Here is a 14,992-nt window from a genome sequence, read left to right as displayed (position 1 = left end):
TCCGAGTAATCCCGCGCGGCCGCTTCCCGCGCAACAACCGTTACAGAGTTCTCACCTCCAGCGATACTTTTCATGACTCACTTTCCAAACGATCTGCGCTCAACCACCTGTGCAGAGGTTCCCTAGGCCACGTGCAATCGCGCGGCCAGGCGCGAGAAGCGAAGACGCTCATCCTGATTGCGCACCGCCTGCTGCAATGCGCTTTTGGTCCCGACCAGGACGCATACCCGCTCGGCGCGCGTGATCGCCGTGTAGAGCAGATTGCGGCGCAGCATCAGGTAGTGACTCGAATGTATCGGCATCACGATCGCGGGATACTGGCTGCCCTGGCTCTTGTGCACTGATATCGCGTAGGCGAGCGCCAGCTCGTCGAGGTCCGACAGGTCGTATTCGGCGTGGGTCTCCTCGAACGCGACGCTCACGCGCGCCTTGTCCGAGTCGATCGCGAGAATCCTGCCGATCGATCCGTTGAAGACGTCCTTGTCGTAATTGTTGCGCAACTGGATAACGCGATCGCCCTCGCGAAAAATGCGATCGCCGGCGCGGAGTTCGCGTCCCGAGGGATTCAGCAGGCTTTGCAGCTCGCGATTGAGAATGTGCGTGCCGAGCGGACCACGATTCATCGGCGTCAGCACCTGGATTTCGCGCGGGTCGTTTATTCCGAATCGCCCAATCAGCCGCTGTTGCACGAGCTGCTTGATCGTCGCGAGCACGTCCTCGGCGGCGTTGCGCTCGAAGAAAAAAAAGTCGCCTTCGGCGTCGTTGGAGATCTGCGGGAATTCACCGCGATTCAAACGATGCGCGTTGGCGACTATCAGGCTGCGGCGCGCCTGTCGATAAACCTCCTGCAATTGGACGACCGGCACAAAGTCGGATGCGATCACGTCCTTGAGGACGCTGCCGGGGCCAACCGACGGAAGTTGATCGCGATCGCCGACCAGCAGCAGCGAGCAGTTCGGCATCAGCGCGGATAGCAGGCTCGAGGCGAGCTCGACATCCATCATCGAGGCTTCATCGATGATCAGATAGTTGGTGCGGAGCGGAAATTCCTTGCCGCGGACAAAGCCGCCGCTCTCGGGTGAGTATTCGAGCAGCCGATGAATGGTCTTTGCGTCGCGGCCTGATGCCTCCTGGAGCCGACGAGCCGCGCGCCCGGTCGGTGCGGCAAGCGTCGGCTTCAAACCGGCCTCGGCGAGGGCGACCAGCAGCGAGCGCAGCAGGGTCGTCTTGCCGGTGCCGGGACCGCCGGTGATAACAGTGACGCGGCTGGCCAGGGCGCATCGGAGCGCGCTCTTTTGTTCGGGCGACAGTTCGAGTTCGGAGCTTCGCACGGCCGCATCCAGGGCGCGCTGGATCAGCTCCTTGTTCATTGCGCGGCCTGCGTTTAATTCCGCGATTCGGCGCGCGACGTTCACTTCGGCTTCGTGCAAGCGTGCGAGATAGACGGCGGTGTGATCGTCCGCCTCTTCGACGACCACCTCGCCGCTGGCGGCCAGCTCATCGACGGCCCCGCGCGCCAGCTCGGGCTCCATCTCGAGCGCGGTGCGGAACTGGCCTTCGAGATACTCGAAGGGCGAATAGACGTTGCCCTCGTCGGACATGCGCTCGAGCAGGTACAGGACCGCGGCGCGGGCGCGCTGGATCGAGTTGCGCGGGATGCCGAGTTTCTCGGCGACGGCGTCGGCGGTGCGAAATCCGATGCCATGAATGGTGCGCGCGAGTACGTACGGATCGCGCCGTACGACGTCGAGCGCGTCCTTGCCATAGAACTTGTGGATGCGCCGCGCGTGCGAGGCAGCCATGCCGTGCCCGCGCAGAAAGACCGTCAGCTCGCGCAGCCCGGACGAGTCGCGCCATGCAGCCGCGATTCGTAGCGCGACCGCGGCTCCGATGCCGGAAACTTCGCGCATGCGTTCGGGAGCGTTGTCGAGCACCTCGCCGAGCGAGTCTCCGAAATGTTCGGCGATTCGCCGCGCAAATGCAGGGCCGACGCCCTTTATTTCCGAAGCGAGGTAGCGTTCGAGCGCGACCGCTCCGGCGGGCCGCACCGTTTCGAAATCGACTACGTGAAACTGATCGCCAAAGCGCGGATGCTGTTCGAAGCCGCCTTGAGCGCGGATGGTCGAGCCAACTTCCAGACCGGCAAGATTTCCAACCACCGTGACGCGGCGGGAGTCGCCGTGTTCGCCGGCAACGACCACGACGGCGACCGAATAGCCGTTGTTGTCGTTAACGAACAGGACCTGATCGAGGATGCCCTCCAGCGTCTCGGCCGCTTGATGCGCTCGTGCCACGGAAAGAGGATTACGCGCGGCGGGCGCCGCGTCCAGTTGATGGCGATGGGAGCGTCAACAAGCGCAGGCGAAATCAGACTTCAGACTTCGATGGTTTCCCACTTGCCGCTCTGGAAGCGCCAGACTTTCACCGTCGAGCGAACGACGTAGTCGGCGAGCAGAGACCACCATATCCAGATGATGCTGCCGCCGTGGTACCAAATGAGAATCGTGAGAAAGAGCCTCATTCCGTAAAAGCCCGCCAGCGAACCGTAAAGGGGGAACTGCGAATCGCCGGCGCCGCGCAGCGCGCCGGTGATCGTCCAATCGATCGCCATCAGCGGTTGCGCGGCAGCGAGCGCGTACATGAATTGTGCCGTGTACGCTATGACCTGTTTGTCGTCGATGAAGAGCGCCGCGATCTGATGGGCAAAGACGATGAACACCAAGCCCATAGCGGTCATCATCACTATCGCCATGCCGGTCGATTCCCATCCGGCCTTGCGCGAGAACTTCGGGTCGCCCGCGCCGAGGCCCTGACCGACAAGAGTCGCGGAGGCGGCCGAAAATCCGAAGCCGGGCAGGAACGACAGCGCCAGGATTCGTACACCGATGAAATATGCGGCGATTTCCTTGGTGCCGTAACGCGCAATGAATCCGACGTAGGCAACAAAGCCAAACTGGATCAACAATTGTTCGATGGCGGCGGGATTTCCGACGCTGAGGATTCGCCTGCCGAGGCCGAAGTCGGGCCACAGCCCCTTCCAGCGGAAGTTGAGCACCATCCCGTCGATCGACAACGCGTAGAAGAACAAAATCCCGCCGAAAGCGATCGCGAGCAAGGTCGCCACGGCCGAGCCGTCCACGCCGAGCACGGGAAATCCGAGCTTGCCGAAGATGAGCACGTAGTTGAGGAAGATTGCGAGCACGTCGATGATACCGCCGATCCACAGCGGCGTGCGCGTGTCACCGGCGCCGCGCAACGCCGACGCGCACATCAGAAAGACTCCCTGGAACGGCTCCGACAGCATCACGACCTGCAGGTAACGCGCACCCATCTCGGCCATCTCGCCCTTGACCTGGAACAATTTCATCAGCGGATGCGCGAAAATTATTACGGGGATCGCGATGATCGTCGAAACCAATACGCCGAAGACGACGGACTGCTTCAGCACTTGCTCGGCGCTGTCACGATCGTTCGCACCGATATAACGCGCGACCAGCGCGACAGTGCCGGTACCGACCGCCGCTATCCCGGCACGCACCGCACCCAGGATTTGCATGGCGAGTCCGACCGCGCCGACCGCGCTCGCGCCGAGCCGCCCCACCATCAGCATCGAAGAAAGGCCGAGAATCGAATCGAGTCCGAACGAAAGAATCACGGGCCACGCGAGCGCCCATACCTCGAAGCGGATCCGCTCGATCGGTGGCAGGGTCATCGCGGCCCCGCTCTGCGCACCGACTCCGGGAACCGACTCGAGAAACTCGGACATGACTGTGAACAGTTACGCCAGCACGAGGCGTGATAGTCAATGGACTGCGCGCGGCGGCGGCCGGGCACGCGCGAACCGAGGAAGATCGTGCGCGCGCGCGAAATCCGCTATATCTCGCGCTGGGGCGGACAAGGGAATCCTGATGACTGAAGCCGGATCTGCGACAATCGAATCGTTATCGGGCGATAGACCGTCGCGCCGGCCGCTTGAAATCTTCGCGGCGATCTTCGTCGCCGCCGGATTGATCTATTCGTTTCATCTTGGCGCCAATGCCTTCGGCGCGAGCGAGGCTTACAGCGCGTGGGCGGCGGCAAAACCGGGAATCGGCGCGATCGTTCGCACGCCGGTGCTGCATGATCCCGGCAAGCAGGTCTTTTACTACGTCGTACTGCATTACTACACGCAGATATTCGGGCTGAGTGAGATTTCGCTGCGCTCGATGTCGGTGATCTTTTCGCTGATGACGCTCGCGCTGGTGTTCGCGCTCGGCTGCGAAATGTTCGACGAGAGCACGGCGCTGGCGGCGGCCGCGATGTGGGCATTCAACCCGTTCGCGGTGGTGTTCGCGCACGCGGCGCGAATGTACCCGATGCTCATCGCGATCGCGCTCGCGCATCTGCTGACGCTGCTGCGAGTGCGGTCCCGGCCCGGCATCATGGGTGGAATCGGCTGCGGAATTCTCGGCGCTGCGATGCCTTACACGCACATGGCCGGGTTAATGATCCTCGGTGCGGAGGCCGCGATACTGCTGCGCGATCTTGCGCGCGGCAGACGCGACACGATCGCGTGGATGGCGATAATTGTCGCGGGCGCTTTGTTCGTCCCCTACCTGCCCTACGCGATTCGACAGAGTCAGCAAATGATTTATGGGCATTGGCTGGACTATTTGGGTCCGCCATACAACTACCCACTTGCGGTTAAAGTGGCCGCTGGGCTGGTCGCGGCTTTAGTGACCTTGTGGCTGGTATTCGGTCGCACAGTGGAACGAGATGGCGACGAACCGATTCGGTTTCTGGTGGCGTGGATCGCACTGCCCGCGCTGGCATTCATCGTCGGGTCGGTGATCCTACATCCGATGTTCAATCCGCGCTATTTTGCGCCGGGGATTGCGGCGTCGTCGTTGTTGATTGCCGGATTGATCGGCGCGTGGAGCGTCAAGTGGCGCAATCTGCTGGCCGCCGGCTTCGCGCTTGCATGCTTGATCATGCTGCCGTTCGCGCGCTCCAAGCCGCAGCCGTGGCGAGATTTCGCCGGGCAAGTAACGGCAGGCGGGGCATCAGATCCAGTTTTCTTTGAATCGGGGTTCGTTTCGAACGGAAACACGGCAAACGTCCCCAATGGTGGATTTCCATTTGGCTATTACTCAGTTCCATTCAATTACTACTTCAAGGGAGCCAATCCGCGAATAGCTATTCCGGGATTTGACGCCGCGGCCGCGCGACTGACTATAGAGGAGCGGGTATCGGCGGCGGGCGGCGGATGGCTGGTCAGTTGGAAGGATCGCGATGAGGTTAAGCCGGAGCTGCCGGACGCGAATCGTTTTCGTGTGGTCGAGACATATCGGCAGCCGCATCTCGCGATTTACCGAATCACACCGGCAGTCAAATGATGGGGGATTACGCGGATCGCGCACACCCAGAATCGTTTCAGACGGAGTATGCGGCTCGTTGCAATCCGAGCTGATAGCGCGTCGCGTCGATCAGGTTCTGCATCAGCGCGAGCACCGTCATGGGACCGGTGCCACCCGGATTGAGCGTAATCCATCCCGCGACTTCCTTCACCGCTTCGAAATCTACATCGCCGATGAATATCCCGGGACCGACACGTCTGAAGCCAACGTCAATCACGCAGGCGCCCGGCTTCACCATGTCCGCCGTGATCAGATAGGGCCGGCCGGTGTTGGCGCCGACGCACGGGATGAGGATGTCGGCCTCGCGGGAAATGGCGGCGAGATCACGCGTGTGGCGATGGCACCACGTAACCGTCGCGTTGCGCAGTCGCCCGCCGAGAATCAGCGCGGTCGGCTTGCCGGCGATATCGCTGCGCCCGATAACCACGGCGTGCGCACCCTCGACGGGTACCTTGTAGTAGTCGAGCAGGGTGAGCACGCCGCGCGGAGTGCACGGGATAAAGCGTCCCCACTGACCGCGATAAAAGCCCCCGACGCTGGACGCGCCGATGGCGTCGAGATCCTTCTCGGGCGCGATCGCATCGAACAGGCGGAAGCGATCGACCCAATCCGGGATCGGCAACTGGAGCAGTATCGCATTGACGCGCGCGTCGGCGTTGAGTTCCTCGATCACGCTGAGCAACGCGTCGGTGGTCGCGTGCGACGACGGCATCCGCACCGTGTGGCTGTCGCATCCAAGTTCGCCCGCCACGCGCTGCTTGTTCTTTACATATTGGCGTGAGGCGGGATCGTCGCCGACCAGGATCGCCGCCAGCGATGGCGTGCATCCGAACTCGCGCTTGAGCTCGTCGACGTGGGTGCGCAACTCCGGCATCAGATGCGCGCTCAGCGCCCGGCCATCCATGATGATTGCAGCCATCGGGTATCAGTCGATTATAGCACCGGATAGCGTCGAGCAAGGCGCTGTGGAAAGAAGTCGGGCGGTTGTTGGTAGATCACGCGCGGTTGCCTCGTTCGGCTCAAAAGCGTCTGTTAGGATTTTGCCGCTGATGAATGCGCCCAAGCGTACTGTTCTGTTCGACCTTCACCAAAAACTCGGCGCACGGATGACGGTTTTCGCTGGTTTCGAGATGCCCGTCAGTTACAGCGGGATCATCGAGGAGCATCTTGCGGTCCGCAATTCGGCGGGAATTTTCGATCTGAGTCATATGGGTGAGTTTGAAATCAGCGGACCGCACGCACTCGGCACAATCGAGCGGGCGTTCACCAATTCCGCGGCGCGGCTCAAGCAAGGCCACGCGCAGTACACGATTATGTGCGCGCAGGACGGCGGGACGATCGACGACCTGATCGTGTATCGACTCGGACCGGAACGTTACATGCTCTGCGTCAACGCATCCAACACCGATACGGATCGCGAATGGATCGCGGAACTCAACGGCGGGCGGGCGAAGTTCGAGGATGTGAGCGAGGCCACCGCGCTGGTCGCAGTTCAGGGACCGTGCGCCGTCGCGATATTGGCAACGCTGGCGGATTTTCCAATCGCCAACGTCGCGCGCTTCGGCGTTGCCGGCGGACTAATCGCTGGAATCACTTGCATTGCGGCGCGCACCGGCTACACGGGCGAAGACGGCTTCGAGCTGTTCGTGGATAACGCCGGCGCGCGCCGATTGTTCGAAGCGATTCTCGACGCCGGCGCCGGCGTCGATGCCAAACCGGTGGGGCTGGGCGCGCGTGACACGCTGCGGCTCGAAGCCGGGCTGCCGCTGTACGGTCACGAACTCGATCGCAATTCGTCGCCGCTTGAAGCGGGCCTGGCGGCCTTCGTAAAGCTGGGGCGTCCGTTCATCGGCGCGGCAGCCCTTACCGCGCAACGCGACCGGGGGCTGAAGAAAACATTGGTCGGGCTGCAGACCGACGATGGCAGGATGGTCGCGCGTCAGGGCTACCGAGTATTTCGAAACGGCGATGAGGCCGGCGTGGTGACGAGCGGGACGTTCGCGCCGTCGATTCAACGGCCGATCGCGATGGCATATCTCGCGGTCGCAGGCGCGAAAAATATGCCGGCCGTGGGCGAATCGCTCGAAGTTGCAATTCGCGAGCGCAAAGCCCGGGCGACCATCGTGCCGCGACCGTTCTATCGGCGCGATGAGCCGCCTGCGGCATCAGCTGCGCGCGTGTGATTGAATTGTTGGTGAAGTGGAGGCGGAGCCGGGCGGAGGATAAGTTGATTCCATGAGATTCATGCCACACACCGAGAACGATGTCGCGGCGATGCTCGAGACCGTCGGCGCAAAGCATCTTGATGACCTGATCGCGCATGTGCCGGCGAACCTGCGCGCGCGCGCGACAATCAATCTCGATCTCGGGTGCAGCGAAGCGGATGTGGTCCGGGAGATTTCAGCGCTGGCGGCCCGCAACACGGGCGCGTCGGGTTTCTTAAGCTTCCTGGGCGCCGGTTACTACCGCCATTACGTGCCCGCCGCGGTGCGCGCTGTCATCGGACGCGCCGAGTTCGCGACCAGCTATACGCCGTACCAGGCCGAGGCGAGCCAGGGAACCACGCAGGCGATTTTCGAGTTTCAGACGCTGATCACGCAACTCACCGCGATGGAAGTCGCCAACGCCAGCATGTACGACGGCGCGTCGGCTGCGGCCGAGGCGGTTCTGATGGCGCGACGGTTGATGCCCACGCGCCCGGTCGTCGCACTCTCGCGGGCGCTGTGGCCGGAGTATCGCGCAACCATTCGCACCTACCTGAGTGCGCTTGACGGACTCGAGATCGTCGAAGTTCCGTTTGACGACGCGACCGGCGCGACCGACTTATCCGCGCTCGATCGTATCGCGAACGATCGCTTGCTGTGCGTGGTCACCGGCTATCCCAACGCGCTCGGCATAATCGAACCGCTTGGCGCGATTGCTCAAATGACGCATCGCGCGGGAGCACTCGCCATTTCCGTCACTGCCGAGGGCATCGCGCTGGGTCTGCTTCGCGCACCGGGCGAACTTGGCGTCGATATCGCGGTCGGCGAGGGTCAAAGTTTCGGGCTGCCGCTTCAATTCGGCGGACCCGGCGTTGGCTTCATGGCCGCGCGGCTGACCCATCTGCGCCAGATGCCCGGCCGGTTGGTGGGACAGACTCGCGATCGTGACAGTCGCCGCGCGTTTTGCCTGACGCTCAGTACGCGCGAGCAGCATATCCGCCGCGAACGGGCGACCTCGAACATCTGCACCAATCATTCTCTGTGTGCGCTGGCTGCGACGGTCTATCTCTCGTTGATGGGCCGGATTGGACTCCGCGAGCTCGCGGAGCGAAACGTCGAGCTGGCGCATCAGGCGGCCGCGGTGCTGGAGGCTGCGGGCATCCGCCGGCGCTTTTCGGGACCGTTCTTCAACGAATTCGCATTGAAGCTTGCGAACCCTTTAGCCGCTCTGGAAGCGGCCGAGCGCAAGCAAATCCTTGCCGGCGTCGCACTCGGCGGCGACTACCCCGAACTTTCCCACGCGCTCCTCGTTTCAGTCACTGAGATGAATCGCGGCGACGAGTTCAGTCGGCTTGCGGCGGCAATTGCGGAGGTGCGGTGATGGCAAGTGCGGGCAGAATCGGCCCCGTCGCGATCCCTGAAACTCCTTCGACCCCCCGCCGGATAGAGCCGGTGGCAGGCGTGCCGCTTATTTTCGAACTTTCATCCGAAGGCCGCCGCGCAACGGACCTGTCGCCGCGTGCTGCCGGCGAGCGGCGCGGCGCTGAAATCATCGGCGTAGAGCTTTGCCGCGAGGATCTTCCGGGCTTTCCCGAACTCAGCGAGCCGCAGGTGATCCGGCATTTCCTGCGTCTGTCGCAGCTCAACTTCGCGCAGGCGCTCCAGTTCTATCCGCTTGGATCGTGCACGATGAAGTACAACCCCGTCGTAAACGACGAGCTGGCGGCGCTCCAGGGGCTGGCGGGGCTGCATCCCGCGACTCCGGCGCATCTTGCCCAGGGCGCGCTCGAACTGATCGCGCGGATGGAAGCGGCGCTAGCCGAGATCACCGGGATGGACGCGGTGTCGCTGCATCCCGCAGCCGGTGCGCAAGGCGAGTTGACGGGGCTGCTGATGGTCCGTGCGTATCATCGTAAGCGCGGAGAAGTGCGGCACAAGGTGATCATCCCGGATACTTCGCACGGCACCAATCCGGCCAGCTGCACGCTCGCGGGCTTCGAAGTGATCGTCGCGAAATCGAACCGGCGCGGCTACCTGGAAGCGTCAGAGGTTCGCCGGCTTGTGAGCGACGATGTGGCCGCGATGATGGTGACGAATCCAAACACGCTCGGAATTTTCGAGCCGGAAATCCAGGATATCGCGGCGGCATTGCATGACCGCGGCGCGATGCTCTACCTGGACGGCGCGAACATGAACGCACTGTTCGGCGTTGCGAAGCCCGGACACATGGGCGCCGATATCGTCCAACTGAATTTGCACAAGAGTTTTTCGACTCCGCACGGCGGTGGTGGGCCGGGCGCGGGACCAGTCGCCGTGAAAAAGCATCTCGAGCCGTTCCTGCCTCTGCCGCGTTTGAAGCATTCCGGCGCGGGCTATGAATTCGACACCGAGCGGCCGGATTCGATCGGACGGATGCGCTCGTTTCACAACAATTTCGGAATGATCGTGCGCGCCTACGCGTACATCCTCGCGCTCGGCGGCGACGGGCTGGGGATGGCGAGCCGGCTGGCGATCCTCGGCGCGAATTACCTGCGCAAGCGGCTGCAACCGCACTTTCCGAGCGCGACCGGCGAGCCTTCGATGCATGAATGCGTGCTCTCGCACGACCTCGAAAAGCGCGCCCATGTGAGCACGCTCGAGATCGCCAAACGTCTGCTCGATTTCGGAATCCATCCGCCGACGATCTATTTCCCGCTGGTGGTGCCGGGTGCGCTGATGATTGAACCGACCGAGACCGAGAGCAAGGAAATCCTGGACAGCTTCGTCGATGCGATGGAACGGATTTACGACGAAGCGTTGAACGATCCGGAGCGCATCAAAAACGCGCCGCAGACCTTGCCGGTCTCGCGCGTGGACGAGGCCGGGGCCGCGCGCCACCCGCTTCTGAGGTGGGAAAAGAAGGCGTAGCGACGGGATTTTATCTGGCGAGGCCCGCGATCTTGAGTGCGCGCTGGTAGTCGTCGAGCGTGTTCACGTTGAAAAAGCTCCTGAGCTGCGGATCGATCGTTTTGAGATCACGCTCGCTGATTCTTCTCGTATTGACCGCATCGGCGATCGCAATCAGACGTGGCTCTCCCCGGATGGCAAGCGCCGCGAGCGCGCTGGCGCATCGCTTGCGGTACGCGGCGTGCAGCGGTTGAAGCTTTTCACCGACGATTGGAATCGCCGCGTCGAAGTCACCAAGCATCGCGACGATCGCCGCCGCGACATCGGAATCGAGCAGCGGCAGATCGCATGAGCAAGCGAACGCGATTTCATTGGTAACAGCCTCCAGGCCGCGCCGGAGCGCATCTAAGGGCCCCTGATAGACGGTCTCGTCGCGCACTACTTTTATCGCGGGGATATCTATTTGAAGCGAATCCTCAGACTCGGGGGCCGCAACGACCACGACCTCCGCAAAGCGCCGTTTCAGCTCGGAGACGATTCTCGTCAGAATCGGGACACCGGCGAAATCGAGGGCCGCTTTCGGCCGGCCCATCCGGGAGCTACGCCCTCCCGCGAGGACGATTGCACTGGCGGCAACGATCGAGCTCATGGCGCGGAGTCTAACAAAAGAACCCGCGGCAATCGTGGTATCAGAACACTATTGCGCCGCGGCGTTGCTCCCAGGCGCGCCCTGTTTCTAAACGTAAAGCTATTAACGCCGTATCTCCCCGGCAACCCGCCTCAGCGGCGGTTTGCGCCTGCGCGTGCGACCGGCGCACAATGCCAAAAACGCGACGCCCCCACCATCAGTTCCATGCCACGGCGCCCATATCGAGGTGACGGTTATGAGCGAAGCCAAGCGGCAATCCAAAGGACCGCTGCGCGGATACTTCTTCGACAAATCGGTGGTCGTAACCGGAGCGTCGAGTGGAATCGGCCATGACGTCGCGCTTGCGTTCGGCGAACAAGGGGCGCAAGTTGCGCTGCTCGCACGCCGGCGCGTGCAGCTCGAAGAACTCGCGCATAAAATCAACAAGGCAGACGGCAAAGCGCTCGTGCTCGATTGCGACGTGACCGATCGCGCACGCGTATTCCGGGCGATAGAGCAGGTTAAAGAAGCATTCGGAAAAGTTGACATCCTGATCAACTCGGCGGGATTGCTCATCTCGGATCCGGTCGAGCAAATGCGTCCCGAAGACCTCGAAAAGATGATGGCGGTAAACGTCTTCGGCGCGCTCAACGCGATGCAGGCGGTGCTGCCCGTGATGCGCCAGGCCAAATCAGGCAACATCGTGAACATCTCGTCGCTGGCAGGACGCCGCGGCGTCAGTCCCCTCGGCGGCTACAGCTCGACCAAGTTTGCGCTGGTGGGAATGACGGAAGCTCTGCGCGTCGAGTTGTTCAATACCGGGATAAAAGTGTCGCTCGTGATGCCCGGGGTGATCGACACACCCATGGCGCGCAATGCGCTCAAGCACGATTCGCTCAAAGGCGTATCCGACATGATGGCGATGCCGCCGCGATGGGTGACGTGGGCCGTCCTGGCTGCGGCCGCGTTCGGGCTGACGGAAGTGGACGTTCCTCCCGGCGCCGCAGTCGCGGAGAAACTCGCGTCGTTGTTCCCGGGCGTCACCGACACGTTGCTGAGCGTCGGCACCAGGATCATGCGGGGCGCGGGAGCGCTTATGGGCGGCTCGGCCAAGGAGGAGCACAAAGCGAAGTCGTAAGTATGTAGCAAACCTCTACATAAAGTATGGTTTCGCCAGCTCGTCGAATTTGCCGTACATCAGCCACACCCGCACGTTGAATGCGTGTGGATGCTCGACGGGCTCGCGGCCCACCGTCCTGAGCCCGAGCTGTTTGTACATCTCGTAAAGCGGCTCAACCGGATTTGTGATTAACAACTTGGGACGGCGCGAAAAAACAAACAACCGCGCGGTGTCCGACATCATCTTGACCAGGCCTTTGCCCTGGTAATTCGGGTCGATCACCATCCCGCCAAACTCGAACACTTCCGACGCGAGCATCCCCTTGAACAACTGCGGCGGATACAGATGGCCAAGCGTCAGCGGCGCGTCAGCCAGGCACCGCGCCCAAAACGCGCCAATCAGTGGCGGGCGCCGCCGCTCGCTGCCCGGACCCACCGCGTAGAGCCCAAAATGGATCGCAAGCGGCCATAGCAGCACGTGCACGCGCTTTTCCTGTACGTTTAGCGTGCTCCAGGTCCGCTTGTGGAGCGCGGCGAGCTCGCGCAAACCCATCGGAGTGCCGATGGGACGAACTTCGAGCCGTTCTTCAAGCTCCGAATGCCTCGGCGGACGCAGCGGCGGAGATTCAGGACCAAGCGGCGCTCGCGACGAGATCGTCGCCTCGATCGGGTCATCGTTCTTCTCGGCCGCCATCAGTGAACCCCGCGGCGCCGTCGGACTTCCGGCGACGCCGATTTCACACCACCCACTTAATGCCGTCCCTCGGGACGGCTCATCCTCACGCCACTAAGACGTGCGCCGGCCGCAATCGATCTAATGCGGCATGACGCCAACCACTCCTGGCTCACTGCCGTCAATATAAGGGAATCCACGGGCCAAGCGAAATATGGTTGCGCCCCGAAAGCGTGATTTTTTTACTCTCCCCGAACGGAGCCCGCCGCGCGGCGGCACAAAAAAGGGCGCCCAGTTGGGCGCCCTTGCCGGAGAATTCGAACTGTTTTCGATTGCCCCGCCAGCGGCCAATCCGTATCGCTTGACTACCCGATCCTGGCGTAAACCGACTTGATCTGAGTGTACAGATCGATCGCGTACTTGCCCAGCTCGCGGCCGAAGCCCGACTGCTTGTAGCCGCCGAACGGAGATATCGGATCGAGTACGCTATAGGTGTTGATCCAGACCGTGCCGGCCTTGAGCCTGCGCGCGATCGTGAGAGCGCGGTTGATATCCTTGGTCCACACGCCCGCGGCCAATCCGTAAGTCGTGTCATTGCCCTGGAAGACGACGTCGGCTTCGTCCTTGAACGGGATCGCCGACGCGACGGGGCCGAAGATCTCCTCGCGCGCGATCTTCATCTGGTTGTTCACGCCGGTGAAAACCGTCGGCTGGATGAAGTATCCGGCTTCCTGCTTGCCCGGCTCGCCGCCGGTCTTGGCCTTGGCGCCCTCTGCCTTGCCGGCCTTCAAATATCCCTTGACGCGATCGTGCTGCTCTTTGGAAACCAGGGGACCCATGCGGGTGTTCGGGTCCAGCGGATTTCCCAGCGTCAGTCCGCTCGCCATCTGCGACAGCGAATCGGTGAACTGATCGTACACGCTTTCCTGCACGAACACGCGCGAACCGGCGCAGCAGACCTGCCCCTGGTTCATGAAGATGCCCAGCGCCGAGCCAAACACCGCGGCCGGCATGTCAGCGTCGGGGAAAATGATGTTCGGCGACTTGCCGCCGAGCTCGAGCGATACCCGCTTCAAGTTGCCGGCGGAGGCCTTCAGGATCAGCTTGCCGACTTCGGTAGAGCCGGTGAAGGCGACCTTGTCGATGTCGGGATGCTCGGCGATCGAGCTTCCCGCGCCGGGGCCAAAGCCCGTGATGATTTGCACGACGCCTTCGGGCAATCCCGCCTCGCAGATAAGCTCGCCGAGGCGAATCGCCGTCAGCGGAGTCTGTTCGGCAGGTTTCAGGATGACGACGTTGCCGCATGCGAGCGCGGGCGCAATCTTCCACGACGCCATCAGCAGCGGGAAATTCCACGGTATAATCTGTCCGCACACGCCGACCGGCTCGCGCAGCGTGTAGTTGAACATCGAGGGATCGGACGGATTGGTCTCGCCGTAAATCTTGGTCGCGAAGCCCGCGTAGTAGCGGAAGGTCTCCGCGGCGCCGGGAATGTCGATGTTCCTGGACTCGAACAGGGGCTTGCCGTTGTCGAGCGTCTCGAGCTCGGCGAGCTCCTCGGCATGCTGCTCGATCAGGTCCGCGATCTTGAGCAGGAAGCCCGTGCGCGCATGCGGACTCAGATTCGCCCACTTAAAGTCCTCGTAAGCCTTGCGCGCGTACTTGACGGCCTCGTCCACGTCGGCCTTGTCGCCCTCGGCGACCAGCGCCAGGACCTCCTCGTTGGCCGGGTTGAGGGTCTCGAAAGTCTTGCCGGACTTCGACGGCACCCATTTGCCGTTGATGAGAAGTTTCTTGGGCGAGCTCCTGAGGAACTCAAGCGCTGCGCTCGACTTGGCGCCACGAGTGGCTGATTCCAATGACGCTGATGCTGATGCCATCTTTCCTTATCTCCTGTCGGGTGATGTATCGCCGTGCTCCGGGCCGCGAAGACTGCCCCGCGGGCTTGGACATGGCGATCGGTATAGAGCCTGATTAACACTCGGACTCTAGTAAATCGAGATGCGTTCGGCAAAGCGAAAAGGCGACGCGCGCCCCTTGCTATCGCGTCCTCTCACGACGCGCCATGCACGCTGTTTTGCCCATT

General features: G+C 62.3%; 11 protein-coding genes. 5 read left to right on the top strand and 6 right to left on the bottom strand.

All coding sequences use genetic code 11. From position 1 onward, the window contains the following. Nucleotides 1-122: 122 nt before the first annotated feature. Complete coding sequence (gene recD2 / locus ABR989_RS16730) at nt 123-2,294, bottom strand: SF1B family DNA helicase RecD2 (RefSeq protein WP_428130455.1); 2,172 nt, start codon at nt 2,292-2,294, stop codon at nt 123-125. Between the two features lie 80 nt (nt 2,295-2,374). Next, nucleotides 2,375-3,766 (bottom strand): MATE family efflux transporter, encoded by a 1,392-nt coding sequence (locus ABR989_RS16725; protein ID WP_428130454.1) that lies wholly within the window; start codon nt 3,764-3,766, stop codon nt 2,375-2,377. Nucleotides 3,767-3,908: 142 nt separating this feature from the next. Between ABR989_RS16725 and ABR989_RS16720 the strand changes: the two genes are divergently transcribed. After that, nucleotides 3,909-5,375, top strand: a complete 1,467-nt coding sequence (locus tag ABR989_RS16720) for a glycosyltransferase family 39 protein (protein WP_428130453.1) — start codon at nt 3,909-3,911, stop codon at nt 5,373-5,375. A gap of 37 nt (nt 5,376-5,412) precedes the next feature. On the opposite strand, the gene ABR989_RS16715 is transcribed toward ABR989_RS16720, so the two are convergent. Beyond that, the gene (locus ABR989_RS16715; protein ID WP_428130452.1) at nt 5,413-6,315 is read right to left on the bottom strand and encodes a bifunctional 5,10-methylenetetrahydrofolate dehydrogenase/5,10-methenyltetrahydrofolate cyclohydrolase; all 903 of its coding nucleotides are present in this window, start codon (nt 6,313-6,315) and stop codon (nt 5,413-5,415) included. 130 nt (nt 6,316-6,445) lie between these two features. Between ABR989_RS16715 and gcvT the strand changes: the two genes are divergently transcribed. The 3 genes from gcvT to gcvPB are packed head-to-tail and all read left to right on the top strand — an operon-like array spanning nt 6,446 to nt 10,507. Further along, on the top strand, nt 6,446-7,579 hold the full coding sequence (gene gcvT / locus ABR989_RS16710) for a glycine cleavage system aminomethyltransferase GcvT (protein ID WP_428130451.1): 1,134 nt from the start codon (nt 6,446-6,448) through the stop codon (nt 7,577-7,579). Nucleotides 7,580-7,631: 52 nt separating this feature from the next. After that, the gene (gene gcvPA / locus ABR989_RS16705) at nt 7,632-8,981 is read left to right on the top strand and encodes an aminomethyl-transferring glycine dehydrogenase subunit GcvPA (RefSeq protein WP_428130450.1); all 1,350 of its coding nucleotides are present in this window, start codon (nt 7,632-7,634) and stop codon (nt 8,979-8,981) included. After that, entirely contained in the window at nt 8,981-10,507 is a 1,527-nt protein-coding gene (gene gcvPB / locus ABR989_RS16700) for an aminomethyl-transferring glycine dehydrogenase subunit GcvPB (RefSeq protein WP_428130449.1), read from the top strand. Before gcvPA ends, gcvPB begins: the two co-directional genes overlap by 1 nt. A gap of 10 nt (nt 10,508-10,517) precedes the next feature. Here gcvPB and mobA read toward each other — a convergent pair whose 3' ends face one another. Further along, entirely contained in the window at nt 10,518-11,135 is a 618-nt protein-coding gene (mobA, locus tag ABR989_RS16695) for a molybdenum cofactor guanylyltransferase (RefSeq protein ID WP_428130448.1), read from the bottom strand. 235 nt (nt 11,136-11,370) lie between these two features. Between mobA and ABR989_RS16690 the strand changes: the two genes are divergently transcribed. Then, entirely contained in the window at nt 11,371-12,252 is an 882-nt protein-coding gene (locus ABR989_RS16690; protein WP_428130447.1) for an SDR family NAD(P)-dependent oxidoreductase, read from the top strand. A gap of 15 nt (nt 12,253-12,267) precedes the next feature. Here ABR989_RS16690 and ABR989_RS16685 read toward each other — a convergent pair whose 3' ends face one another. Next, nucleotides 12,268-12,927, bottom strand: coding sequence for a hypothetical protein (locus ABR989_RS16685; RefSeq protein ID WP_428130446.1), 660 nt, complete (start codon nt 12,925-12,927; stop codon nt 12,268-12,270). 344 nt (nt 12,928-13,271) lie between these two features. Continuing rightward, nucleotides 13,272-14,786, bottom strand: coding sequence for an aldehyde dehydrogenase family protein (locus tag ABR989_RS16680; RefSeq protein ID WP_428130445.1), 1,515 nt, complete (start codon nt 14,784-14,786; stop codon nt 13,272-13,274). Between the last annotated feature and the right edge of the window lie 206 nt (nt 14,787-14,992).

This window comes from Binatus soli (SeqCode) (assembly GCF_050015535.1).
In the GTDB taxonomy this organism is placed as follows: Bacteria; Desulfobacterota; Binatia; order Binatales; family Binataceae; genus Binatus; species Binatus soli.
This window is presented reverse-complemented; position numbering and strand designations above follow the sequence as displayed.

What these genes read in the sequence shown, in the direction of transcription:
- ABR989_RS16715 (WP_428130452.1), bottom strand. Translation starts at nt 6,315, where the DNA reads ATGGCTGCAATCATCATGGATGGCCGGGCGCTGAGCGCGCATCTGATG.
- gcvPB (WP_428130449.1), top strand. Translation starts at nt 8,981, where the DNA reads ATGGCAAGTGCGGGCAGAATCGGCCCCGTCGCGATCCCTGAAACTCCT.
- ABR989_RS16680 (WP_428130445.1), bottom strand. Translation starts at nt 14,786, where the DNA reads ATGGCATCAGCATCAGCGTCATTGGAATCAGCCACTCGTGGCGCCAAG.
- gcvPA (WP_428130450.1), top strand. Translation starts at nt 7,632, where the DNA reads ATGAGATTCATGCCACACACCGAGAACGATGTCGCGGCGATGCTCGAG.
- mobA (WP_428130448.1), bottom strand. Translation starts at nt 11,135, where the DNA reads ATGAGCTCGATCGTTGCCGCCAGTGCAATCGTCCTCGCGGGAGGGCGT.
- ABR989_RS16685 (WP_428130446.1), bottom strand. Translation starts at nt 12,927, where the DNA reads ATGGCGGCCGAGAAGAACGATGACCCGATCGAGGCGACGATCTCGTCG.
- ABR989_RS16690 (WP_428130447.1), top strand. Translation starts at nt 11,371, where the DNA reads ATGAGCGAAGCCAAGCGGCAATCCAAAGGACCGCTGCGCGGATACTTC.
- ABR989_RS16725 (WP_428130454.1), bottom strand. Translation starts at nt 3,766, where the DNA reads ATGTCCGAGTTTCTCGAGTCGGTTCCCGGAGTCGGTGCGCAGAGCGGG.
- ABR989_RS16720 (WP_428130453.1), top strand. Translation starts at nt 3,909, where the DNA reads ATGACTGAAGCCGGATCTGCGACAATCGAATCGTTATCGGGCGATAGA.
- gcvT (WP_428130451.1), top strand. Translation starts at nt 6,446, where the DNA reads ATGAATGCGCCCAAGCGTACTGTTCTGTTCGACCTTCACCAAAAACTC.